The organism is Rhodoferax sp. MLSD5-FHT05B10, assembly GCF_058793415.1.
Map to the genome: position 1 here is coordinate 388,285 of NZ_JBXAFT010000002.1, position 21,461 is coordinate 409,745.

Consider the following 21,461-nt stretch of genomic DNA (forward strand, 5'->3'; position numbering starts at 1 on the left):
TGTGCTGGGCCGATTTTCCTTATCTGAACTGGAGCACACCATGAAATTTCCCTTGTATGTACTGATGGTCGCCACCCTCGCAACCCCGCTGGCCGCGCTGGCCGCCGACCACTCGGCGCACGGTGCCGAGGCCGGGCACGCGATCACGCTCAACGCGGGCAAGAAGTGGGAGACCGACGGCCCCCTGCGCCAGGCCATGACGGCCATCCGCATTTCCGTGGCCACCACCCTGCCCAAGGCCCACGCGGGCAAGGCCACGGCGGCCGACTACGACGCCTTGAGCAAGGAGGTGAACACGCAGGTGGCGTACATCGTGGAAAACTGCAAGCTCGACCCCCAGGCCGATGCCCAGTTGCACACCGTGATTGGCGACATGCTCAATGGCGCGGAAAAAGCCGAAGGCAAGCAGGGCAAGAGCCGGGCGTCTGGCGTGGTGCAGATTGCGCAAGGTCTCAACACCTACGGCAAGTACTTTGACCACGCCGGCTGGAAGTCGATCTCTGTGCCCCACTGAGGGCGTGCGCGGGCTGCTACCCAGGCGGCCCGCCGGGCATCTGCCGAGCGGGCTTATGCACGCGGACCCAAACGGTCAATGGGCTTCGATGACCGGGTAGAAGTCGGTGTTTTCCTTTTGCATGCGCTCGTACAGCACCTTGAGTACGCTGTTGGCATCGGTGCGAAATTCTTCCGGATTGTTCGAAACACTGGCGGCGCTGTTCCACTTGCGGGAGAAGGCCAGGTAGCTTGCAGCGATGTGCTTCATCTCGTCCTGAAAACGCTTGCCCATGGCGGCGAGCGCGGAGTCCTGGCTCTTGTTGAGTGCCGGGTATAGCACCGAGTCCTCCACGGCCAGGTGCAGCTTGATCGTGGAACTCATGGCCACGATCAGGCGGGCTATTTCGGCGGCGTTGTCGCTTATGCCCCGGTGGGAATGGGTCCGCAGGGCCGATATGCACGACAGGATTTCAACGTGCTGGTGCTTGAAGCGGTCGATGTTCATGGGCGTTCTTTCTGGTGAGACAAGAGGGGTGGTGCAGCACAAGGCGTGGCACCGACTGGTCTTCATTCTAGAAAAATACGCAATAAGATGCAAATTAAATGCATCTTATAAAAAGGGGCTTTGCACCGGCCTCGCGCGGCCGGGCGGCTCAGTGGGCGGGTTGGGGCTGGCAGAGTGGCCCGGTGCTGGCCGTGAGAACCTGCACGGTGACGTGTGTGATTTCGAAGCGGTCGTGCAGCTGGTGGTTGATCTCCGCCAGAAAGGCGTCGCCCGGATGCCCTTGCGGTGTCACCAGGTGGGCGGTCAACGCCACCTGGGTGGTGCCCATGGCCCACACATGCAGGTCGCTCACCTCGGTCACCTCGGGCAGGCTGCTCAGGTAGGCGTGCACGTCGGCCAGGGGGATGTGGTCGGGCACGCCGTCGAACAGCAGGTGCAGGGACTGGCGGAACAGTCCCCAGGTCCCGACGATGATGACCGCGGCGATCAGCAGGCTCATGACCGGGTCGATCCAGCTCCAGCCCTGCCACAGGTACAGGGCCCCGGCCACCACCACCCCCAGCGATACCAAGGCGTCGGCGGCCATATGCACGAAGGCGCCGCGGATGTTGAGGTCGTGTTCGCCACCGCGCATGAACAGCAGGGCTGTGGCCGTGTTGACCAGAATGCCCACGGAGGCAACGGCCATGACGGTGACACCATCCACGACCTGCGGTGAGGCCATGCGGTGCAGGGCCTCCCACACCAGGGAACCCATGGCGACCAGCAGCAGTACCGCGTTGACAAAGGCCGCCAGGATGGAGGCCCGCTTCCAGCCGTAGGAGTACCGGGCATTGGGGCGCCAGCGCGCCGCGAGAGCGCCGGCCCAGGCCAGTCCCAGGCTGGCCACATCGCTGAGGTTGTGTCCGGCGTCGGCCAGCAGAGCCAGCGAGTTGATGCGCCAGCCGTAGAACGCTTCCACCGCCACGAAAAGCAGGTTCAGGACCATGCCAATGGCAAAAGCCCGGTTGAATGATGCGGGGGCGTGGTGACTGTGGTCGTGGTCGTGGTGGCTGCTCATCGGCGGTGCGGGTGGAAAAGGCGATTCAAAGGGGGTGGGCGCCGATTGTCGCCCAAAAGGCGGCACCACTGCGAGGTCTGGGGGTATGGTCCGGCTTGTGTATATTGCGTTGCAAGCTATGAAATAAATAGCATTTGACGGAAGTTGCGTAGTGTGACACCCTTGGGTTGACCCGCGTGGCAGGCAACTTGGCTGTGGCTCAGGTACGGTGTTGCCGGGTCGCAGATTGATAAATTCCGCAACGGGCCTATAACTACAAATTGCCCGGGTGGTGTTGTCATGTGACGGCGTTGCCATGCGTTGCAGCCGGATGTTCAACAGGGAGGGTAGACATGGGCATGCATTCCAGTTGCCGTGACGGGGCGGTGCTCTGGCTGCCGAGGCGGCACCAAGCGGCAGACCGGCGACCAACATGAAAGTCGTCGAGCGCGCATTCTCAACCTGGCTGAATTCGCGGCTGTATGTCCGGATGTACATACCCATCCTGGTGCTCATCCTGCTTTTTTCCGGCCTGCGCTACCAGTTGTTCATCGATGCGTCCTTCCGGGAAATCAACAGCCGCAGCACCCGTGAATTGAGCCACATCCGCCACGCGCTCATGCCGGCGCTGGCAGAGTACGCGCAGACGGGCGACCAGGAGCGGCTGCGGCGCGTCATCGACGACGAGGTGCGTTCCAACCCGGACATCGCCACCATCCGCTGGCAGACGCACGCCACGCTGATCGAGGTCTCCAATCCGGACTTGCCGGTGCCTTTGTATCCGGTTTGGTTCCTGCGCTTTGTGCCGCCGCAGCCGGCGGACGTCACTTACCTGGTTGTGCTGTCCGGCCAGGAGAACGTCGCGCTCAGCCTGATGCCGTCTGTGGTGGGTGGCATCAATGGCGTGTGGGTGGCCCTGGTCACCCAGGTCAAGATGACGGCGGCCATCACCTTCATCGTGTTCTTCCTGCTGTCCCTGTTGCTGCGCAGCAATGGCGCCATGCTGCGACGTCTGGCCCGTGCCACCAACCAGTTCAGAAGCGGGGACTACAACGCGCGGATGGACGTCGTCGGCACGTACGAAGGGCGGGCCGTGGCGCAGACCTTCAATGCCATGGCGCACGAAGTGCAGATTCTGGTGGAGTCCCTGCGTTCAAGCCAGCACAAGCTCAGCGAGCAGCTGCATTTCACGCTGCAGCTGTCCAACGCGCTGCCCATTCCCGTGTTCGTGGTTGATGCCAAAGGAATCTGCCTGCGCGTCAACACTGCCTGGGAAAACCTGTTCGGGGTCCGGTCCGAGGATCTGGTGGGGCAACCCATGCAGGGCATCTTCAACAAGGTGGACCGCGTCGGCTCTGCGGAGCCCGCGGCCGACGACCGCTCGGTGCAGGAGCTCAGCGTGACCACACGCGCGGGCAAGGTTATCCAGACCATTTACTACAAGGCCACCTTTTCCACCATCGAAGGCGAGGACGCCGGCGCCATCTGCGTCCTGGTGGACGTGTCCCCCCTCAAGCAGGCGCAGGGTGCCCTCGTTCTGGAGAAGGAGCGGGCCGAGGTGACGTTGTCGTCCATCGGCGATGGCGTTATCACCACCGACCTGCACTGGCGCGTGGAGACCCTGAATACGGCGGCGCAGCAGCTGACCGGCTGGACGCTGGAGCAGGCGGCGGGTCGCCTGCTGGGCGACGTGTTCGAGCTGGCCGAGGACCCGGGCCAGTCCGTGGCCGGGAAGACCTGGAGCAACGCCCTGCGCGACAACGCCGTGGTGCACGCCTCCAACCAGGCGCTGGTGGACCGGTCCGGCAAGCGCTACTCCATTGACTACACGGCGTCGCCGATCACCAAGGTCGATGGTTCTGCCATCGGGTGTGTGCTGGTGTTCCGCGATGTCAGCGAGAAGCGCTACCTCAAGCGGCAGATCGACTGGCTGGCCAGCCACGACGAGCTGACCGGACTGGAAAACCGCGCCGCCCTGATCGAGGCGTTCCAGCAGGCGATTGCGCGGGCACAGAAAAACCACCAGTTGCAGGCGGTGTGCCTGCTGGACCTGGACCATTTCCAGCAAGTCAACGAGCGCTACAGCAGTGCGTACGGAGATCGCCTGCTGCAGGAAGTGGCCTCGCGCCTGAGCCGCCTGACGGCCGAAGGCGATGGCGTAGCACGGCTGGGCGGCGACGAATTCGTGCTGCTGATTGGCGGGCAGACCAAGGCCAGCGTGATCGAGAACATGGTGCGTCGCGTGCTGGCCGAGCTCGCGCGCCCCTACGTGATTGACGATGAAACCATCTACCTGACGGCCAGCGCCGGCATTGCCATCTACCCCGACGACGACGTCAGCCCTGACACCTTGCTGCGCCACGCAGACCAGGCCATGTACCAAGCCAAGCAGATCGGGCGCAACCGAGTGCACCTCTTTGACGCTGATCTGGACAAGGAAGTGCAGACCCAGCACACGCAGCGGGCCCGGGTCCGCAGCGCGCTGCTCGACGGCGAACTGCGGCTCCATTTCCAGCCCAAGGTCAACATGCGGACCGGCGAGATCGTCGGCATGGAGGCGCTGTTGCGCTGGCAGCACCCGGACAAGGGCTTGCTGGGCCCGTCGGATTTCCTGCCCATGGTGGGCAATACCGACCTCATCGTGAATATCGGCGAGTGGGTGCTGCGCCAGGCGCTGCTGCAGATGCGGCAGTGGCAGGCCCGCGGCATGCACTGGAGTGTCAGCGTGAACATTGCGGGGCGTCACTTCCAGCTCAAGGACTTCGTGGTGTGGCTCAAGAAGACGCTGGAGGCGTTTCCGGACGTGCCGCCGAGCTTGCTGGAGATCGAAATTCTCGAGTCCGCCGCGTTGGACGATCTGCAGCATGTGTGCGAGATCATGCAGGCCTGCCAGGCTCTGGGCGTGAAATTCGCCCTGGACGATTTCGGCACCGGCTATTCGTCCCTGGCCTACCTCAAGACCCTGCCCGCCGAAACCCTGAAGATTGACCAGACTTTCGTGCGCAACATCCTGGAAGATCAGGATGACCTGGTGCTGGTCAGTGCCGTGATCGGTCTGGCACGGGTCTTCAACCGCAAGGTCATTGCCGAGGGCGTGGAGACGCCGGCGCACGGTGTGCGGCTGCTCCAGCTGGGCTGTGATTGCGCGCAGGGCTTTGGCATTGCCCGCCCCATGGCGGCCCAGGCCGTGCTGCCCTGGGCCCACGCATTCAAGCCCGATCCGGCGTGGGCTGCCGTGGGGCCTGCCGAGCCGGCCTTCAGGAGCGGCCCGGCCTAGACAGCAGCTGCCTGCCGCGCCGCAGCAGTTCCAGCCAAACCCCGCTTGCCGCCAGCATGACCAGGCCGGCGGCCAGTCCTGCCAAGTCCGGCGGTGCCAGGCCCATGGTCGTGCGCAGCCAGGGTACCGCCAGCACGGCCAGCAACAGCAGCGCCATGGCGGCCGCCATGCGCGCAAGCCAGGGGTTGGGCAGCAGCACCCCCCGGAGTGCGGAGCGGGTCTGGTCGCGGTTGGCCACGATCAGCAGCATCACGCTCAACACCAGCGCAACAAACACCACGCTGCGGCTTTGCAGTGCGTTCCACGCATGTTCGATCAGCCAGGCATAGCCCAGCAGCAGGACCCCGGCCACGCCCAGGCCCTGCAGCACGGCATAACCTAGCGTGGTGCCGGCAAAGGGGGAGTCGGACACCGGGCGCGGTGCGCGCTCCATCAGGCCGCGGGCTTCGGGTTCGGCCTCGAAGACGATGGAGCAGGCCGGGTCGATCAGCAGCTCCAGCAGCACAATGTGCACCGGCAGCAACAGCACGGGCCACTGCAGCAGCGCGGGAACCAGTGTCAGCCCGATGATGGGCATGTGCACGGCAAAGACGAAGCGCGTGGCCTTGCGGATGTTGTCGTCAATGTGCCGCCCCTGGCGGATGGCCGCCACGATGCGTGCAAAGCTGTCATCCAGCAGCACCAATGCCGCCGCTTCGCGCGCCACGTCGGTGCCGCGCTCGCCCATGGCAACGCCCACATCGGCGGCCTTGAGCGCGGGCGCGTCGTTGACACCGTCGCCGGTCATGGCCACCACTTCGCCCGCACCCCGCAGCAGCTGCACCAGGCGCAACTTGTGTGCCGGCTGCAGCCGGGCGCACAGGTCCACATGGCGCAGCCGGGCGCGCAGCGCGGCATCGTCCAGTTCGGCGATTTCCTGGCCGGTTATGACGTCCGGCCGCTCCGACAGACCGACCTGGCGCGCAATCGCGAGGGCGGTGGCGGGGTGGTCGCCGGTCATCATGATCACGCGCACGCCAGCGCGCCGGCACTCCGCCAGCGCGGCGGGCACCTCGGGGCGCGGTGGGTCGGCCAGGCCGACCAGGCCCAGGAATTCGAAGTCGAAGTCATGCTGGCTCGCGGGCCAGGCGGGGCGCCCGCTCGCCGGGGTGTCGGCCGGCGCGCTGGCCCAGCGCCCACAGGCCACCCCCAGCACACGCAAGCCGCGGGTGGCCATGGCCTCCACCTGGCGGTGGATGGCCGCGCGCTGCTCCGGCGCCAGGTGGCACAGGTCGGCCACGGCTTCGGGCGCGCCCTTGGTGGCCAGCAGGTGTTCGGCCGGGTTGGCACTGGCGTAGACCCGCGTCATGGCCAAAATTTCGCCGGAGAGGGCGTATTCGTTCTCGGGCTCGCGGCCATCGTGCACGTGTTCGGTGCCAGCCAGCCAGCGGTGGCCAAAGAGCTGGATGGCTTTTTCCATGGGGTCGAACGGGTCGCCGGGTGTGGCCAGCATGGCGAACTCGGTCAGCGCATGGAATTCCTCGGGCATGTCCTCGGGTGAGGACGGGGCGGTGACGGCGGGCGCAAACTGCCCGTTCGCCGTGGCCAGCTCGGCAACGGCCATGCGGTTCTGGGTGAGTGTGCCCGTCTTGTCCACGGCCAGCACCGTGATGGCCCCCAGCGCCTCGACGGCCGAGACACGCCGCGTCAGCACCTGCTGGCGGGCAATGCGCCAGGCACCCAGTGCCAGAAACACGGTGAGAATGACCGGGATCTCCTCCGGCAGAATGGCCATGGCCAGGGCAATGCCGCCCAGCAGGCTCTCCAGCAGGGGGCGGCCATCCCACCACCAGCCCAGCAGAACCTGCGCACAGGCCAGCGCCAGCGCGCCCAGGCCCAGCCGGCGCACCAGTGCGCGGGAGGACTGCTGCAGGGCGGACGGCGGCTCCACGGTGGCGGCCAGATCGGCGCCAATGCGCCCCACCGCCGTGGCACTGGCCGTGGCGTGCACCTGGGCCAGGCCAACGCCCCGGGTGACCACGGTGCTGGCAAACACGGCGGCGGTGTCGTCATGGCTCATGACCGCAGTGGGCGCGGTGGCCGTCGTGGTCTTGGCCACCGGCACGGCCTCGCCGGTGAGCAGGGACTCGTCCACTTCCAGTTGCCCTTCCAACAGCCGGGCGTCGGCTGCAACGCGGTCGCCTTCGCGCAGCACCAGCACATCGCCACGCACCACGTCGCGCCCGGCAATGCGCTGCTCCTGGCCGTCGCGCACCACCAGCGCGCGCGGGGCCGAGAGGTCGCGCAGCGACTCCAGTGCCCGCTGCGTCTTGCGCTCCTGCGCCAGCGTGATGCCGATGACCACAAACACGAATCCGAGTAGGAACAACGCCTCGGCACGGTCCCCCAATGCCAGGTAGATGCTGCCAGCGGCCAGCAGCATCAGAAACATGGGTTCGGTCAGCACGTCGCGCACGATGGCCCAGGTGGACTTCGGGGCGCTGCCGGGCAGCAGGTTGGGGCCGTCGGCGGCCAGCCGGCGGGCGGCTTCAGCGCTGCTGAGGCCGGTGACGGAGGGGGCGGAGGCAGAATGTGCGTTCATCACAACATGGTACTGGCATGGCCGGCCCCCCAACGGGCGCCGCTGGGCGACAATGGAGCCGCCATGAACAAGATACTTTCCCTGCAACTGCCGGTTGCACCCGACAAAAACGACCCTAATCCCCTGGTTCTCTACCACGGCCGCAGTTGCCCGGACGGCTTTGCCGCCGCCCTGGCCGCCTGGCTGTACTACGGGGGCAAGGCTGAATTCCTGGGCCTGGACCACGGTGACATCAAGACCGTCGAGGACCTGCCCAGCCTACACGGCCGTGCGGTCTACATCCTGGATTTCTCGTTCTCGCCGGAAATCATGCAGGCCATTGACGAGCGTGCCGCCAAGCTCGTGATGCTGGACCACCACAAGAGCGCCGCCGAAAAGCTGACCGGTTTTGTCTGCCGTTGCGGCGTGGTGCATTTCGACATGCACAAGGCGGGCTCACGGCTGGCCTGGGAGTTTTTCCAGCCCGAGCGGCCGATGCCCGACCTCGTGCGCTTCATTGAAGACCGTGACATCTGGGTGTGGCAGTACCCCGAAAGTGCAGGTTTTCTGGCGGCCCTGGACATGGAACGCTTCGATTTTTCGCACTGGGCCGAGATGGCGTCCTTCAACGCGGCACAGCTTGCCGCCTTCATGGCGCGTGGGCAGGCCATGGACGACAAATTCAGCAAGCTGGCGGCCGATATCGCCGAGGGCGCACAACCCCTGACCTTCAATGGCCAGCACGGGCTCATGGTCAACGCGCCGGGCATGTTCCACAGCCTGGTGGGTGACATGCTCTCCCGCCAAAGCGGCACCTTTGCCCTGATGTGGAGTGCCGGCAAAGGGGGCGTTGTCAAGGCCGGCCTGCGTTCGCAGCGCGATTTCGACTGCATCAGCCTGGCCGAAAGCATGGGCGGCGGCGGCCATGCCCAGGCCTGCGGTTTCAAGATGGGAACCGAGCGCCTGCCCGAATTGCTCGGCGGCGTGTTCGATGCCGGTGCCAGGCCGGCTCACGCCGGCAAGGCGACACCCCAGTAGTGGAAGGTGAATGGGCGGGGGCCCGGCAGGTAGCGCGTGTGCAGGTCCGACAGGGCAAAGCCCGCTTCCTGCAGCAGGGCCGGAATATCGCGCCCCAGGTGGCAGCCGCCTGCCAGCTTGCCCCATAGCGGCTGCAGCCGCTCCTGCCAGCGCTGCACCGAGGCATCGGGTGCGCGGCCGTGTTCGCAATACAGCAGCTTCCCGCCCGGCGCCAGCACGCGGCGCATTTCCCGCAAGGCGGCCAATGGGTCGGGAATGGTGCACAGCGTGTAGGTCACCAGCACGGTGTCAAAACTGGCATCGGGCCGGGGAATCTGCTCGGCTGACAGGCCCACCAGCTCCACGTCCAGGCCCGCCTGGGCAATGCGCTCGCGCGCTAGCGGGTGCAGTTGCAGTGCCGGGTCCAGCCCGGTGATGCGGGTGACGCGGCGCTTGTCGTAGTAGGGCATGTTGAGCCCGGTGCCAATGCCCACTTCCAGCACGCGACCCTGTGCCAGGGGCACCACCAGCTGGCGCTGGCGACTGATCATGGGCAGGCCGCAGGCGTAGTCCAGCGCGCCGGGCAGGATGTGGCGCTCGTACCAGTTGGCAGGCATGCCGCTTTCTTCTTGCGCCGGTCGGTGCGTTGGCGGTCAGGCCTTTGGGGTCTTGGCCTTGGATTGCACGCGGATGGATTTGACGGCCACGCTGCCACTGCGGCTGCCACCTTTTCGCATCAGGTCTTCCAGCGTCACGCCATCCAGCACTTCCAGGAATGCGGCGGTGGCAGTGTGCAACACCCCTTTGAGGGTGCAGGATGAGCTCAGGATGCAGGCGTTCTTGTCGCGGTCGAAGCACTCGGCCATGAAGAAATCGGTCTCGGTGCTGCGCACCACGGCCCCGATGTTGATCTCTGCCGGCGTCTTGCCCAGCTTGAGGCCGCCGTTGCGGCCCCGCACGGTCTGGGCCAGGCCCAGCAGACCGAGCTGGTGTACCACCTTGGTCAGGTGGTTCTTGGCAATTTTGTGCAAGTCCGCAATTTCCTGGATCGTGACCAGCCGGTCCTGATTGGCAGCCAGGTACATCAGCGTGCGCAGTGAGTAGTCGGTGTAGGTGGTGAGTCTCATGGCGCAGTGGGTATCCGGTAAAGGGTAATTGGGCGCACTGTTGCGCAACCGCTTAATAGTGTATGCATTTTGGTGGTTTACCACCTATTTTGCACTGACGGGCAGAAGGAGGGGCGGATTGTGCAAATAAACATACAAATATCTTCCATCTTTAATAAGATGCAGATAGAATGCATCTTAAATTCAGTTTTGTTTTTTAATCACTACCAAGAAGGAAATTTGCCATGCATGCAACACGCAAACTCTGGACTTGGCTCGCTGTGATCTGCGTACTGTCCTTTGCCGTTTTGGGTTGGGTTGGTACCGAGATTTACCTGACAGCGCCGCCCATTCCAAAACAGGTCGTCAGCACCAAAGGAACGGTGCTCTTCTCCGAAGGGCAGGTTCTGCGGGGCCAGGAAGCCTGGCTGTCTGCCGGTGGGCAGCAGTTGGGCTCCGTCTGGGGCCACGGCAGCTATGTTGCCCCGGATTGGTCGGCCGACTGGTTGCACCGCGAGGCCCTGGCCCTGCGTGACGTGTGGGCACAGCGCGATTTCGGCAAGTCCTTCGAGCAACTGGGTGTCGGCCAGCAGGCGGAACTCAACGCCCGGTTGAAGACGGAACTGCGCGCCAATACCTATGACGCGGCAACCGGCGCCATTACCCTGTCGCCGGAGCGCGCGCAGGCGGTCGAGCAGGTGGTCAAGCACTACATGGGCCTGTTTGGCGATGATGCGTCGCTGGACAAACTGCGTGAGCAGTACGCCATGAGTTCCGGCTCGGTCCCCAACCAGGAAGACCTGCAGGCACTGCCAGCCTTCATCTTCTGGTCGGCATGGGCTGCCGCCACCGACCGTCCGGGTGAAACCGACCTCAGCTACACCAGCAACTGGCCGCATGAGCCGCTGGTGGCCAACACGCCTACCGCCGGTGCGGGCATGTGGTCCATCGCCAGCGTGATCTTCATGATTGCGGCCATTGCCGGCATGATCTTCTTCCACTCCACGGGACACGAAGAGGCAGACCCCACCCCTCCCAAGGCCGACCCGCTGTTCAGCCTCAAGCCCACGCCATCCATGCTGGCCACCCGCAAGTACTTCTATGTGGTGATCGGCCTGATCATGGCGCAGGTGGGAATGGGTGTCATTACCGCCCACTACGCGGTCGAAGGGCAGAGCTTCTTCGGCATTCCGCTGGCGCAAATCCTGCCGTTCACCGTGAGCCGCACCATCCACACCCAGTTTGCGGTGTTGTGGATTGCCACCGCCTGGCTGGCCACCGGCCTGTACATCGCGCCGGCCATTTCGGGCCACGAACCCAAGTACCAGAAGCTGGGCGTGAACGTGCTGTTCTACGCGCTGCTGTTCATCGTGGTGGGCTCCACCGCCTTCGGCTGGCTGGGCAGCCTGCAGCACCTGGGCAACAACTTCTCCTTCTGGATCGGCAACCAGGGCCTGGAATTCACCAGCATGGGCCGCGTCTGGCAGATCCTGCTGTTCATTGGCCTGCTGTTCTGGGTGACCCTGCTGGGCCGTGGCCTGATGCCGGCGCTCAAGACCCCGTCCGAGAGCCGTGGCCTGATCGCCATGGTGTTCCTGGCAGCCCTGTGCATTGGCGGCTTCTACGCCACCTCGCTCACCTGGGGCAAGCACACCCACTACTCCATGATCGAGTACTGGCGCTGGTGGCTGGTGCACCTGTGGGTGGAAGGTTTCTTTGAGGTGTTCGCCACCGCCGTGATTGCCCTGTTGTTCACCCGCCTGGGCTTGATCCGTGCCGCCACCGCCAACAGCGCCATCGTGCTGGAGACCATCGTGTTCCTGTTCGGCGGCATCCTGGGCACGCTGCACCATCTGTACTTCACCGGCACGCCCACTTTCGTGATCGCCATCGGCGCCATGTTCTCGGCGCTGGAAGTGGTGCCCCTGGCCATGATCGGTGTCGAGGCCTACCGCAACTACCAGCGCTCCAAGGTCGCCCCCTGGGTGCAGGCCTACAAGTGGTCCATCCTGTGCTTCATCGCCGTGGGCTTCTGGAACGTGGTGGGCGCTGGTCTCCTGGGCTTCTCCATCAACACCCCCATTGCCCTGTACTACATGCAAGGCCTGAACATGACGGCTGCGCACGGCCACGCCGCGCTCTTCGGTGTGTACGGCATGCTGGGCATCGGTCTGCTGCTGTTCTGCCTGCGGGGGCTGTCTGACCGCGCTGCGTGGTCCGACAAGCTGCTGTCGCCCATGTTCTGGTCGCTCAACATCGGCCTGGCCATGATGGTGTTCATCTCGTTGGTGCCGGCCGGCGTGTACCAGGCCTGGGCCAGCATCACCAAGGGCATGTGGTTTGCCCGCTCGCCGGAAGTGGTGCACTCGCACTTCATGGAAACCATGGTCTGGCTGCGGGTGCCCGGTGACATCGTGTTCGCCGTGGGCACGGTCTTCCTGGCCCTGTTTGCCCTGCGCCTGTTGACCGGCGGCAAGCGCCAGCAGCCTCTGGCGGTGCCTGCGGGCCGCACCAACCGGGCCTAAAAAAACAAGGCGCCGTTGCGGCGCCTGTTGATACCCCAAGCGTCTGCCCCGAAAGGGGCAGGCGCTTATTTGTTTTTGTCCTTGCCGCGGGGAATCACGGCCGTCACCGGCGCCATGGGGCGGTCGGATGTCGAGTTCTTGGGTTCCGAAGTGTCCTTCTTGGGCTTCTTCACCATTTTTTCCTTGCGCTGCTCTTTTGCCATATGTCCTCCAAGCCAGCCTCGAAATGAAGCCTATGGGCCGATATTACTATCTCGTTCTGCTGCTGTAATGCAGCCCGGGCAGGTTAGCATTCACCTACACCCAATTTTTTTGCGAGGTATTCCATGTTCAAGCACATTCTTATCGCCACCGACGGATCTGCCGCCTCCGAGCACGCGGCCCAACTGGCCGTGGGCCTGGCGCGCACGCACGGCGCCAAGCTGACGGCGGTGTACGTGGTGGACCCCTATCCCTACATCGGCCTGGGTGAAGTCAACCCCATGGGGTTCCAGGCCTACATGGCATCGGCCCAGCAAGCCGCCGCAGCCGCCCATGCGAAGGTGGAGGCGCTCTGCAAGCAGGGCGGTACACCCGTGGCCCTGCAGGTGCGCCTGGTGGAAGACGTGGCTGCCGCCAGCGGTGTGGTGCAAACCGCCGTGACCGAAGGGGCCGATCTGATCGTCATGGGCTCCCACGGCCGCACCGGCATTGCGCGCCTCATGCTGGGCAGCGTGGCCACCAAGGTGGTGGCCGAGTCGTCCGTGCCGGTTCTGGTGGCGCGCTGATTACGCCTTGGTGGTGGCCGCCTTGCGGTCTGCCACCACTTGCTGCGCGCTGCTGCGCTCGCCTACCAGCTTGAGATAGGGCTTGTAGTCCACGCCGGCAGCCGCCAGCAGGTCTTCGCCGTAGATGGCGCGCGTGGCCATGCCCACCAGGGGCAGGTTGTTGAATGCCACGCAGTCGGCCAGCGTGAAGGTGTCGCCCGCCACGTAGGGCCCAAACTTCACCAGACGCTTGAGACCGGCAATGTTCTTTTCCAGCTGCTTGCGCACGCGTGCCTGGGCCGACTCGCTCACCGTGCCGCCAAAAAAGGCCTGGGTGTACAGCTCACGCGCCACCAGCTCCAGGTGCAGGTCGATGAACATCATCAGCTCGCGCACCTTGGCGGCGGCAAACGCGTCGGTGGGCAGCAACGCCGGTGTGGGGTAGGTGGACTCGATGTACTCCAGAATGGCGTGGCTCTCGCACAGGGGGCCGTGCGGTGTGCGGATGAACGGAATCTTGCCCAGCGGCGAGCAGCCCAGCACCGCCTCCTCCTTGCTGCCCGTCATCACATGCTCTTCGGCAAAAGGCACGCCTTTTTCGAGCAGGGCCATCTTGGCCACGTTGTAGTAGTTGGAAATGGCAAAGCCGCACAAGGTAAGCATGGGGGAAGTCTCCTGGTGAATGTTTGCCGGCCAGTCTAAGCGCTGGCCGGTCGGGTGCCGTGCCGCGTGCGTGACACGTGCGGCACGGGCGGCAGCCTCAGGCTGGGCGGCCTGCAGGGCTTGCAGCGCGTCTTCTTGCCAGAAATGGGCGGCGGCAAAGAACCCTTCCCACACACAGCCGTTGCAGCCACGCCCGCAGCAGCTGGTGGGTTCGGGCGGCGGCTGACGCAGGGCAATGCCCTGTGCGCGGGCCTGCTGCTGCAGGGCGTGGAAGAGGGCGGCCGCGTCCTCGCGCGTGTGCAGGGCCTTCATGGTGACGGCGCCGGCTTGTCACGCCGCCAGACGCGCTCCATCAGCGGCTTGACGCTGACGCCATGCAGGAAGATGGACAGCGTCACCACAATCAGCGTCAGTTGAATCAGCTTCAGGGACAGCGGCTCCGGCAGCCCGTGCTGGATGGCGTACATCAGGTAGTACAGCGAGCCAATGCCGCGCACGCCAAACCAGCCCGTCAAGCCCCGCATGCGCCACGCCGTGCCGGTGCCCCACAGGCCCACCAGCACGCTCACCGGGCGCGCCACCACGAACACAAACAGCGCCACGCCCACGGCCTCCCAAGTCCAAGAATTGAGAAACAGCGTGCCGCCCACCAGCAGCACCAGCACCAGCTCCGAGAGCCGCTCCAGATGCTCCTTGAACACCAGCGAACCTTCGCTGACCGTGGGCACCGGTTCCGCCTGCTCCCCGGCGCCCAGCGGGGCGCGGCTGCCGCGGGCCAGCTTCTGCTCGGTCTGGCGCAGTGCCACGGCGGCAAAAAACACCGCCAGGAAACCCCATGCGTTCACCATGACCGTCAGGCCATAGACCACGCCAATCAGCCCCAGGCCCAGAAAATCGTCCAGCAGTACGTGCTGGTGGGGCGCACGGCGCAGCGTCCACCCCAGGCGGGCCAGCGCCACACCGGCCACGCCACCAATCACCACGCTGGCGGCCGTGGCCCACAGCACGTCCACCAGCAGCCATTTCAGCCCCAGGTCGCCCAGGTCATGCAGACCCAGCAGGCCCAGGCCCAGCATTACAAACGGGAAGGCGCTGCCGTCGTTCATGCCGGCCTCGCAGGTCAGGGTAAAGCGCAGCTGGTCGCGGTCGCCGGGGTGGCGGACCTGCACATCGGTGGCCAGCACCGGGTCGGTGGGCGCCAGTATGGCCCCCAGCAGCACGCCGGCCCCCAGCGGCAGGCCCAGCACGTAATACGCCAGCGCCGCCACCAGCGCCACCGTAATGCCCATGGACACCGTGGCCAGCAGAATGGGCGTGCGCCAGCGCGCCAGGCTGAACGGCACCGGCATCTTCACGCCGGCCGAGAACAGTGAAATCAGCACCACCACCTCCGTCAGCATCTCCAGCAGCGCGGATTCCTTGAGCGGGTTGAAGTGGAACAGGTTGAGCCCACTGGGCCCCACCGCCAGGCCCACCAGCAAGTAGACGATGGCCGCCGTGATGGGGGAGCGCTTGAGCACGGTAAACGTCAGGCCCATGACCAGCAGCAGCGCGCCCACCAGCAAAAACCACTGTGCGTTAGTCATCGATACGGTCCAGGTGCATACATCAACATCCATTGGCAAAGAGGGGGGCCTGCATCATATCGGCCCCACCGCTGGTCAATTGCCGGGCAGGCCGTTGCAAACCCAGTGGTAGCGCGGGTTTTGCGACTTGTGAACAAAGTTATCCACAAAGCTATCCAGAGGAAATGGGGGTAAAGCCGGGCGTTTTATGCTGCGCAGCAATGTATTTATGGCAAAAACTTTTTGCTATCACACAATTTGCCGTCATTGGAGAAACAGGAGAAAATTCCTCGGGTTAACCCTGAGCATGCTTAATTATTGGGCACTGTGTCCAAAGCCAATGCTGGCGCGGCCCCCGCCGCATATGAGCAGGGTTATCCACAGCGTGGCCCACATTAAATAGGGGTAAGTATTTTTCAGGCGGTAGGCAAACGGTAGTCCTTGAACTGCGCGCGCAGGCTGGTCTTGAGCAGCTTGCCCGTGGCCGTATGCGGCAGGCTGTCCACGAACACCACATCGTCGGGCAGCCACCATTTCGCGATGCGGGAGCTCAGGTAGTCCAGCATGCCGTCCCGGGTGACCTCCTGACCGGGGCGTTTCACCACGATCAGCAGCGGCCGCTCCTGCCATTTGGGGTGGGCCACGCCGATGATGGCGGCCTCTGCCACGCCCGGATGGCCCATGGCGATGTTCTCGACATCAATCGACGAAATCCACTCGCCGCCGGACTTGATCACGTCCTTGGCGCGGTCCACCAGCTGCAGGTAGCCGTCGGGGTCTATGGTCGCCACGTCGCCGGTGGGGAAGAAGCCCTCGGCATCCAGCACCGCGCCGCCCTCGCTCTTGTAGTAGCCGCTGGTGATCCAGGGGCCGCGCACATGCAGGTGGCCAAAGGCCTTGCCGTCCCACGGCAGCGCCTGGCCGTTTTCGTCCACGATTTTCAGGTCCACTCCCCAGACGCCGCGGCCCTGCTTGAGCTTGATCTTCAGCAGCTCGTCGCCCGCCAGTGCCGCGTGCTTAGGCAGCAGCTTGCTGATCACCCCGATGGGGCTGGTTTCGGTCATGCCCCAGCCTTGCACCACCTCGGCACCAAAGTCGTTCTCGAAGCGCTCCAGCATGGCGCGCGACACCGCCGCGCCGCCAATGCCGATGCGCTTGACGCCCAGCTCGCGCGGGCGCACGTCGGGGTTGGCGTCCAGGTACTGGAACAGCATGAGCCACACCGTGGGTACGCCCTGCGAGAAGGTCACCTTTTCGTCCCGCATGAGCGTGTAGATGCTCTTTCCGTCCAGGTGCGGGCCGGGCATGACCAGCTTGGCGCCCACCATGGCCGCGGCATAAGGCGTGCCCCAGGCGTTGGCGTGGAACATGGGCACCACCAGCAGCAGCGTCTCGCCGGAACTGATGCCAAAGGTGTCGGGCGCCAGCTCCATCAAGGTGTGCAGCACGGTGGAGCGGTGCGAATATAAGACCCCCTTGGGGTTGCCCGTGGTGCCCGAGGTGTAGCACAGCGAAGAGGCCGTGCGCTCGTCCAGCTCGGGCCAGGTGTAGTCGGTGCTCTGCGCGTCCAGCAGCTCCTCGAAGCACAGCAGGTTGGGCACCTGGATGGCGGGCATGTGCGCCCGGTCCGTCATGGCCACAAAGGTCTTGACCGACTTGAGCAGGGGTGCCAGCTTTTCCACCAGCTCGGCAAAGGTGATGTCGAAGAACAGCACCTTGTCTTCGGCGTGGTTGACGATGTAGTCAATCTGCTCGGGAAACAGCCGGGGGTTCACGGTGTGCAGCACGGCGCCGCTGCCCGAGACACCGTAGTACAGCGCCAGATGCCGGTACGAATTCCAGGCCAGCGTGCCCACCCGGTCACCCGGCTGCACGCCCAGCGCTGCCATGGCGTTGGCCACCTGCTTGGCGCGCTGGCGCACGCCCAGCCAGTTGGTGCGGTGCACCGTGCCCTCGGGCAGGCGCGAAACGATTTCCGTCTCGGGGTGAAACGTGGCTGCGTGTTCAACCAGCGACGCAATCAACAGCGGGCGGTCCTGCATCAATCCAAACATCGGTGTCTCCTCGGTATTGTTTTTTCAAGAACTCAGTAACCCAGAACAATGCTCACGATCAGGCCCGTGGCAATGGCGACCAGCACATAGTCCGGCCCCACCTGCACCCAGTGGTGGCCCCGCGGGGGCGGCGCCAGGTGGTGCAGGCGGTAGTCCACCACCACATAGGGGTAGCGGCGGTATTCGTACGGAATGGGGGCGCCACGGTGGAACTCCGGGCCGCGCGCGTTGTAGTAATAGTTGTGGCGGTCGTTGCGCCGCTCGTCCTGGAAGTCTTGCCGACGTTCCCGGCGGTCGTCGCGGTACTCCCGCTGGCGTTCTCGACGCTGGTCCTGGTAGTCGTGCCGTTGCTCCCGGCGTTGGTCTGCGCGGTCGTTGCGCTCGCGCCGGTCGTGGTCGGCCCCGAAGGCAATTGCGCTAAACCCCAGGCTGGCGGCCGTTACGGCACACACAATGGCATTGAACTTCATGGCGGGCTCCTCGTGGTGAATGAGCCCTCATAGTGTGGTGCTGATGTATCTGGCGTGTCAACGGCGCGGCCCGTTGTGCAACCAAAGGTTGCCAGGTGTGCGGCTCAGTAGCCCGGCTGCACCACCACGTCGGAGCAGGGGTAGGCCACGCAGGGCAGCACATAGCCCTCGGCCTTTTCTTCGGCGCTCAGGCCGGGCCACTCCATCTCGTAGCGCACAGTGCCGCTTTTCAGCTGGCCAATGCAGGTGCGGCAGTTGCCGCTGCGGCAGGAGCTGGGCCAGTTGCTGCCCCCCATTTCCAGCGACACCAGCAGCGGCTCGTTGGACCACGCGTCGGCCTGCAGGTCGTCGGGTTCGGTGCGGGCGGTAAACAGGGTGGGCGTGTCAGACATGGGGCGGGGCGGCGGGGGAATTGTGCAAGCGGGGAATGGTAAAAGTTTTTGCATGGCCCCGGGTGCGTGAGGTTTTGCCGGCCCTTACCACACCCGGTGCTGCCAAAAATGGCGGTTTCCGCATCTGCCTAAAAACAAGGCACTCTGTGCAAAGCCAATGCTGGAGCGGGTTTGGCGGCTTGTAAACACGCTTATCCACACAGAAGCCCACAGACTTCAGGGGCAAGTATTTTTTATCGACCAGGTGCCGGTGCGATACTTTGCGCATGACCGCCAACCCGCCCCCCGCCCACGCGGGCTCCCCATTTGCTGACCTCAACGCGCAGGGGCTGAACCTGCAAGCCGTTTTCAACCTGGCCGACCTGCCCGCCGACGTGCAGGCGGCGCTGCCGGTGGATGCGGCTGGCCCCTACCGCCAGTTGTTGCTGATCGGCCATCTGGGCGGCTTGCTGTGGCAGCAGCTGGCTTTGGCCGGTATGGAGGGCGAGCACCCCATCGATGCGTTCACGCGCACCCACGTTGCTGCCTGGCTGGCCCATACGCAGCCAGGTGTGCGGCATTGCTTTGTCTACCCCGGCCCCACGGCCGTTGGCCTGCAGCGGCTGGGGCAACTGGCGGGCTGGCACCATGCCTCGCCCTTCATGGTGGGCGTGCATGCTGCCTGGGGCAGCTGGTTTGCCTACCGTGCCGTGGTGCTGGCCGACACCACCCTGGCGCCCACACCGCCTGTGGAAAGCCCGTCGCCCTGCGACGCCTGCCCTGGCCGCATCTGCGTGGGCCAGTGCCCGGCCGGAGCGCTGGACGGCGGCTTCAACCTGAAGGCCTGCCTGAGCTACCGGCACCAGCCAGGTTCCGCCTGCCGCGACCGCTGCCTGGCGCGCAACAGCTGTCCGGTGGGGGCGGAGTACCGCTACAGCGACGCCCAAATCGGCTACCACTACGGGCAGTCCATGGCCGCCACACGGTAGCAGAGCGTACTTGCGCGCCTACTCGCTGACGAATTCGTAGGCCACGGCCTCGCTCTCCACCATGTCCAGGATGTTGTTGAGCACATCCTCGTCTTCGGTGCTGGACCAGGTTTCCTCGGGGTCGGTGGCGAACAGGGGTTCGATGGCCACGTCCATGAACTGACCATTGGGCAGCTTCACTACCGGCGTGCCTTCGGAGGTCTGTACCAGTTCCCAGTCGTCCGGTACGGACATTTCGACTTGAATGGTGATATTGAGCTTTTTCATAGAGATTCCGTGTTTGTGTGGGTGGGGAGCGTAACCGAAAAGCGGAACGCCGTCGGCCCATGCCCCATCTAATGGACAGGAACCGCCATGAACACCCAACACGCACTCCACTCCATGCCCCCGGACGCCAGCTCCGACGCCGAACTGGTCGCCATGGTCACCGCCGGCAATGACCTTGCCTTTGCCATGATCATGCGCCGCAACAACCGCCTGCTTTTTCGCACTGCGCGCAGCATCCTCAAGAACGATGACGACACGGAAGATGTCCTGCAAGAGGCCTATCTGCGGGCCTGGCGGTCCATGGGCAGTTTCAGGGCGGATGCCCGTCTGTCCACCTGGCTGGTGCGCATCGTCGTCAACGCGGCGCTGGGCCGCTTGCGCCGCACGGGCGCCCAGGTGCTGCCGTTGAACGCCGAGATGGACGCCGAACGCGAGACCCTGGAGACCCACATGCAGGCCAACCCCGACGACCAACCCGAAACCAGCGCCATGCGCGCGCAAATTCGCCAGCAGATCGAGGCACGCATTGACGCCTTGCCCGATACCTTTCGCACCGTGTTCATGCTGCGCGGCGTGGAGGAAATGAGCGTGGAAGAAGCCGCGCTGGCGCTGGACATACCGCAGGCCACCGTGCGCTCGCGCTTTTTTCGGGCCCGCAGCATCCTGCGCGAGGGCCTGTCACGCGACATCGACATGGCCATTGGCGACGCCTTCTCTTTTGCCGGTGCACGTTGCGACCGCATCGTGGCCGGCGTGTTGAGCCAGATTGGCTCTGAACGTGGTTCCTCTCGCCCGTGACCAGCCCGGTCACCTATTTTTTTTCAACAGGAGATCATCATGTCTTTCTTTCAAATGTCCAATCCCACCGCGGCACGACGCTTGTTTCTCGGCCGCTCGGGCGGTCTGGTTTTGTCGGGCGCCGCCGTGGCACTGATGGCCGGCAACGACGCGCTGGCCGCCAAGTCCGGCGGTGCCAAGGGGAGCGATATCCAGATCCTCAACACGGCCATCGGTGCCGAGCTGGAAGCCATTGCCGCGTACCAGCTGGGGGCCGAGAGCAAATTGCTCAGCAAGCCCGTGCTGGAACTGGCATTAACTTTCCAGGGCCACCACAAGGAGCACGTGGCCCTGCTTTCCAAGACCGTGGAGACGCTTGGCGGCAAGCCCGCCGCAGCCAAGGCCCGCTATGACTTCCCGGTGGACCAGCTGAAGGCGGAGCTCGACGTCTTAAAGTTTGCCGCCAAGCTGGAGCAGGGCGCCGTGAGTGCCTATCTGGGCGCCGTCCCGCTGTTTGGCAACCGCGACCTGGCCAAGGCGGCGGCCAGCATTCTGGGTGACGAGGCCATGCACTGGGCCGTCCTGCGCCAAGCCATTGGCGAAGCCCCCGTGCCTTCTGCCTTCATGGTCTGATGTCTACCCGCCATTGCATCGCGGTGGCTGTGCTGGTGCTCGGGGCAACGGGCACCAGCATGGCGGCCCCCGCCGGGCCGGATCTTGTGCGGGGCGAGCAGCTGTACGCGCGCTGCGCCGCCTGCCACGCGCTGGCGTACGACCGGGTAGGCCCGCGCCACTGCGGCCTGCTGGGCCGCCGCGCGGGTACCGTGCCGGGCTTTGACTACTCGCCTGCTATGCGCCAATCCGGCATTGTGTGGAACGAAAAAACGCTGGACCACTTTCTGCGCAAGCCGCTGGCCATGGTTCCCGGCAGCACCATGACCTATGACGGCGTGGCCGACGCCGGCGAACGCAACGACCTGATTGCCTACATCAAGGCCGCCAACAGCCGTGCGGAGTGCAAAAAACCGTGAATGG

Annotated in this window: 21 protein-coding genes; 9 read left to right on the forward strand and 12 right to left on the reverse strand. The window is 64.8% G+C overall.

The features are described from left to right. Positions 1-40: 40 nt before the first annotated feature. Positions 41-514: a hypothetical protein gene (locus AC1Q5W_RS04480; RefSeq protein ID WP_492643656.1), complete on the forward strand. Its 474-nt coding sequence runs from the start codon at positions 41-43 to the stop codon at positions 512-514. Positions 515-589: 75 nt separating this feature from the next. On the opposite strand, the gene AC1Q5W_RS04485 is transcribed toward AC1Q5W_RS04480, so the two are convergent. Both AC1Q5W_RS04485 and AC1Q5W_RS04490 read right to left on the reverse strand, forming a co-directional pair. Then, positions 590-1,000 (reverse strand): hemerythrin domain-containing protein, encoded by a 411-nt coding sequence (locus tag AC1Q5W_RS04485; protein ID WP_492643655.1) that lies wholly within the window; start codon positions 998-1,000, stop codon positions 590-592. Positions 1,001-1,148: 148 nt separating this feature from the next. Beyond that, entirely contained in the window at positions 1,149-2,060 is a 912-nt protein-coding gene (locus AC1Q5W_RS04490) for a cation diffusion facilitator family transporter (protein WP_492643654.1), read from the reverse strand. Positions 2,061-2,529: 469 nt separating this feature from the next. Here AC1Q5W_RS04490 and AC1Q5W_RS04495 point away from each other — a divergent pair, with 469 nt between their 5' ends. Then, positions 2,530-5,316: an EAL domain-containing protein gene (locus AC1Q5W_RS04495; RefSeq protein ID WP_492643653.1), complete on the forward strand. Its 2,787-nt coding sequence runs from the start codon at positions 2,530-2,532 to the stop codon at positions 5,314-5,316. Here the strand turns inward: AC1Q5W_RS04495 and AC1Q5W_RS04500 are convergent. Next, positions 5,297-7,897, reverse strand: a complete 2,601-nt coding sequence (locus tag AC1Q5W_RS04500; RefSeq protein WP_492643652.1) for a cation-translocating P-type ATPase — start codon at positions 7,895-7,897, stop codon at positions 5,297-5,299. The genes AC1Q5W_RS04495 and AC1Q5W_RS04500 overlap by 20 nt on opposite strands. Positions 7,898-7,960: 63 nt before the next feature. Between AC1Q5W_RS04500 and AC1Q5W_RS04505 the strand changes: the two genes are divergently transcribed. Further along, positions 7,961-8,914 carry a DHH family phosphoesterase gene (locus AC1Q5W_RS04505; RefSeq protein WP_492643651.1) on the forward strand — a complete coding sequence of 318 codons (954 nt, stop codon included), beginning with the start codon at positions 7,961-7,963 and terminating at the stop codon, positions 8,912-8,914. Here AC1Q5W_RS04505 and AC1Q5W_RS04510 read toward each other — a convergent pair. Further along, positions 8,887-9,510 carry a class I SAM-dependent methyltransferase gene (locus tag AC1Q5W_RS04510; RefSeq protein ID WP_492643650.1) on the reverse strand — a complete coding sequence of 208 codons (624 nt, stop codon included), beginning with the start codon at positions 9,508-9,510 and terminating at the stop codon, positions 8,887-8,889. The two genes, AC1Q5W_RS04505 and AC1Q5W_RS04510, sit on opposite strands and share 28 nt — an antisense overlap. Positions 9,511-9,546: 36 nt before the next feature. Beyond that, positions 9,547-10,020, reverse strand: a complete 474-nt coding sequence (locus tag AC1Q5W_RS04515; protein WP_492643649.1) for an RrF2 family transcriptional regulator — start codon at positions 10,018-10,020, stop codon at positions 9,547-9,549. A 224-nt stretch (positions 10,021-10,244) separates the two neighbouring features. On the opposite strand from AC1Q5W_RS04515, the gene AC1Q5W_RS04520 reads away from it, so the two are divergent. Beyond that, positions 10,245-12,524, forward strand: a complete 2,280-nt coding sequence (locus AC1Q5W_RS04520) for a nitric-oxide reductase large subunit (protein ID WP_492643648.1) — start codon at positions 10,245-10,247, stop codon at positions 12,522-12,524. Between the two features lie 65 nt (positions 12,525-12,589). On the opposite strand, the gene AC1Q5W_RS04525 is transcribed toward AC1Q5W_RS04520, so the two are convergent. Next, entirely contained in the window at positions 12,590-12,727 is a 138-nt protein-coding gene (locus AC1Q5W_RS04525; protein WP_492643647.1) for a hypothetical protein, read from the reverse strand. A gap of 123 nt (positions 12,728-12,850) precedes the next feature. Between AC1Q5W_RS04525 and AC1Q5W_RS04530 the strand changes: the two genes are divergently transcribed. Beyond that, positions 12,851-13,291, forward strand: coding sequence for a universal stress protein (locus AC1Q5W_RS04530; protein ID WP_492643646.1), 441 nt, complete (start codon positions 12,851-12,853; stop codon positions 13,289-13,291). On the opposite strand, the gene AC1Q5W_RS04535 is transcribed toward AC1Q5W_RS04530, so the two are convergent. The 5 genes from AC1Q5W_RS04535 to AC1Q5W_RS04555 form a co-directional block, all read right to left on the reverse strand. Further along, positions 13,292-14,245, reverse strand: coding sequence for a glutathione S-transferase N-terminal domain-containing protein (locus tag AC1Q5W_RS04535; protein ID WP_492643645.1), 954 nt, complete (start codon positions 14,243-14,245; stop codon positions 13,292-13,294). It abuts the gene before it with no gap. Then, positions 14,242-15,519, reverse strand: a complete 1,278-nt coding sequence (locus tag AC1Q5W_RS04540) for a cation:proton antiporter (protein WP_492643644.1) — start codon at positions 15,517-15,519, stop codon at positions 14,242-14,244. Before AC1Q5W_RS04540 ends, AC1Q5W_RS04535 begins: the two co-directional genes overlap by 4 nt. 395 nt (positions 15,520-15,914) lie before the next feature. Then, on the reverse strand, positions 15,915-17,552 hold the full coding sequence (locus AC1Q5W_RS04545) for a 3-(methylthio)propionyl-CoA ligase (protein WP_492643643.1): 1,638 nt from the start codon (positions 17,550-17,552) through the stop codon (positions 15,915-15,917). Positions 17,553-17,584: 32 nt separating this feature from the next. Further along, positions 17,585-18,022, reverse strand: a complete 438-nt coding sequence (locus tag AC1Q5W_RS04550) for an RcnB family protein (RefSeq protein ID WP_492643642.1) — start codon at positions 18,020-18,022, stop codon at positions 17,585-17,587. 104 nt (positions 18,023-18,126) lie between these two features. Beyond that, the gene (locus tag AC1Q5W_RS04555) at positions 18,127-18,414 is read right to left on the reverse strand and encodes a 2Fe-2S iron-sulfur cluster-binding protein (protein WP_492643641.1); all 288 of its coding nucleotides are present in this window, start codon (positions 18,412-18,414) and stop codon (positions 18,127-18,129) included. A gap of 266 nt (positions 18,415-18,680) precedes the next feature. Here AC1Q5W_RS04555 and AC1Q5W_RS04560 point away from each other — a divergent pair, with 266 nt between their 5' ends. Beyond that, positions 18,681-19,382, forward strand: coding sequence for a hypothetical protein (locus AC1Q5W_RS04560; protein WP_492643640.1), 702 nt, complete (start codon positions 18,681-18,683; stop codon positions 19,380-19,382). Between the two features lie 18 nt (positions 19,383-19,400). Here AC1Q5W_RS04560 and AC1Q5W_RS04565 read toward each other — a convergent pair whose 3' ends face one another. Next, positions 19,401-19,649, reverse strand: a complete 249-nt coding sequence (locus tag AC1Q5W_RS04565; RefSeq protein WP_492643639.1) for a hypothetical protein — start codon at positions 19,647-19,649, stop codon at positions 19,401-19,403. A gap of 87 nt (positions 19,650-19,736) precedes the next feature. On the opposite strand from AC1Q5W_RS04565, the gene AC1Q5W_RS04570 reads away from it, so the two are divergent. The 3 genes from AC1Q5W_RS04570 to AC1Q5W_RS04580 are packed head-to-tail and all read left to right on the forward strand — an operon-like array spanning position 19,737 to position 21,457. Continuing rightward, entirely contained in the window at positions 19,737-20,447 is a 711-nt protein-coding gene (locus AC1Q5W_RS04570; protein WP_492643638.1) for an RNA polymerase sigma factor, read from the forward strand. A gap of 39 nt (positions 20,448-20,486) precedes the next feature. Beyond that, the gene (locus AC1Q5W_RS04575; RefSeq protein ID WP_492643637.1) at positions 20,487-21,059 is read left to right on the forward strand and encodes a ferritin-like domain-containing protein; all 573 of its coding nucleotides are present in this window, start codon (positions 20,487-20,489) and stop codon (positions 21,057-21,059) included. Beyond that, positions 21,059-21,457 carry a c-type cytochrome gene (locus AC1Q5W_RS04580; protein ID WP_492643636.1) on the forward strand — a complete coding sequence of 133 codons (399 nt, stop codon included), beginning with the start codon at positions 21,059-21,061 and terminating at the stop codon, positions 21,455-21,457. Before AC1Q5W_RS04575 ends, AC1Q5W_RS04580 begins: the two co-directional genes overlap by 1 nt. The last annotated feature ends 4 nt before the right edge of the window (positions 21,458-21,461 follow it).

What these genes read in the sequence shown, in the direction of transcription:
- AC1Q5W_RS04515 (WP_492643649.1), bottom strand. Translation starts at nt 10,020, where the DNA reads ATGAGACTCACCACCTACACCGACTACTCACTGCGCACGCTGATGTAC.
- AC1Q5W_RS04565 (WP_492643639.1), bottom strand. Translation starts at nt 19,649, where the DNA reads ATGAAAAAGCTCAATATCACCATTCAAGTCGAAATGTCCGTACCGGAC.
- AC1Q5W_RS04510 (WP_492643650.1), bottom strand. Translation starts at nt 9,510, where the DNA reads ATGCCTGCCAACTGGTACGAGCGCCACATCCTGCCCGGCGCGCTGGAC.
- AC1Q5W_RS04495 (WP_492643653.1), top strand. Translation starts at nt 2,530, where the DNA reads ATGTACATACCCATCCTGGTGCTCATCCTGCTTTTTTCCGGCCTGCGC.
- AC1Q5W_RS04570 (WP_492643638.1), top strand. Translation starts at nt 19,737, where the DNA reads ATGAACACCCAACACGCACTCCACTCCATGCCCCCGGACGCCAGCTCC.
- AC1Q5W_RS04480 (WP_492643656.1), top strand. Translation starts at nt 41, where the DNA reads ATGAAATTTCCCTTGTATGTACTGATGGTCGCCACCCTCGCAACCCCG.
- AC1Q5W_RS04505 (WP_492643651.1), top strand. Translation starts at nt 7,961, where the DNA reads ATGAACAAGATACTTTCCCTGCAACTGCCGGTTGCACCCGACAAAAAC.
- AC1Q5W_RS04500 (WP_492643652.1), bottom strand. Translation starts at nt 7,897, where the DNA reads ATGAACGCACATTCTGCCTCCGCCCCCTCCGTCACCGGCCTCAGCAGC.
- AC1Q5W_RS04555 (WP_492643641.1), bottom strand. Translation starts at nt 18,414, where the DNA reads ATGTCTGACACGCCCACCCTGTTTACCGCCCGCACCGAACCCGACGAC.
- AC1Q5W_RS04520 (WP_492643648.1), top strand. Translation starts at nt 10,245, where the DNA reads ATGCATGCAACACGCAAACTCTGGACTTGGCTCGCTGTGATCTGCGTA.
- AC1Q5W_RS04485 (WP_492643655.1), bottom strand. Translation starts at nt 1,000, where the DNA reads ATGAACATCGACCGCTTCAAGCACCAGCACGTTGAAATCCTGTCGTGC.
- AC1Q5W_RS04535 (WP_492643645.1), bottom strand. Translation starts at nt 14,245, where the DNA reads ATGAAGGCCCTGCACACGCGCGAGGACGCGGCCGCCCTCTTCCACGCC.
- AC1Q5W_RS04530 (WP_492643646.1), top strand. Translation starts at nt 12,851, where the DNA reads ATGTTCAAGCACATTCTTATCGCCACCGACGGATCTGCCGCCTCCGAG.
- AC1Q5W_RS04490 (WP_492643654.1), bottom strand. Translation starts at nt 2,060, where the DNA reads ATGAGCAGCCACCACGACCACGACCACAGTCACCACGCCCCCGCATCA.
- AC1Q5W_RS04540 (WP_492643644.1), bottom strand. Translation starts at nt 15,519, where the DNA reads ATGACTAACGCACAGTGGTTTTTGCTGGTGGGCGCGCTGCTGCTGGTC.
- AC1Q5W_RS04545 (WP_492643643.1), bottom strand. Translation starts at nt 17,552, where the DNA reads ATGTTTGGATTGATGCAGGACCGCCCGCTGTTGATTGCGTCGCTGGTT.
- AC1Q5W_RS04560 (WP_492643640.1), top strand. Translation starts at nt 18,681, where the DNA reads ATGACCGCCAACCCGCCCCCCGCCCACGCGGGCTCCCCATTTGCTGAC.
- AC1Q5W_RS04550 (WP_492643642.1), bottom strand. Translation starts at nt 18,022, where the DNA reads ATGAAGTTCAATGCCATTGTGTGTGCCGTAACGGCCGCCAGCCTGGGG.
- AC1Q5W_RS04575 (WP_492643637.1), top strand. Translation starts at nt 20,487, where the DNA reads ATGTCTTTCTTTCAAATGTCCAATCCCACCGCGGCACGACGCTTGTTT.
- AC1Q5W_RS04525 (WP_492643647.1), bottom strand. Translation starts at nt 12,727, where the DNA reads ATGGCAAAAGAGCAGCGCAAGGAAAAAATGGTGAAGAAGCCCAAGAAG.
- AC1Q5W_RS04580 (WP_492643636.1), top strand. Translation starts at nt 21,059, where the DNA reads ATGTCTACCCGCCATTGCATCGCGGTGGCTGTGCTGGTGCTCGGGGCA.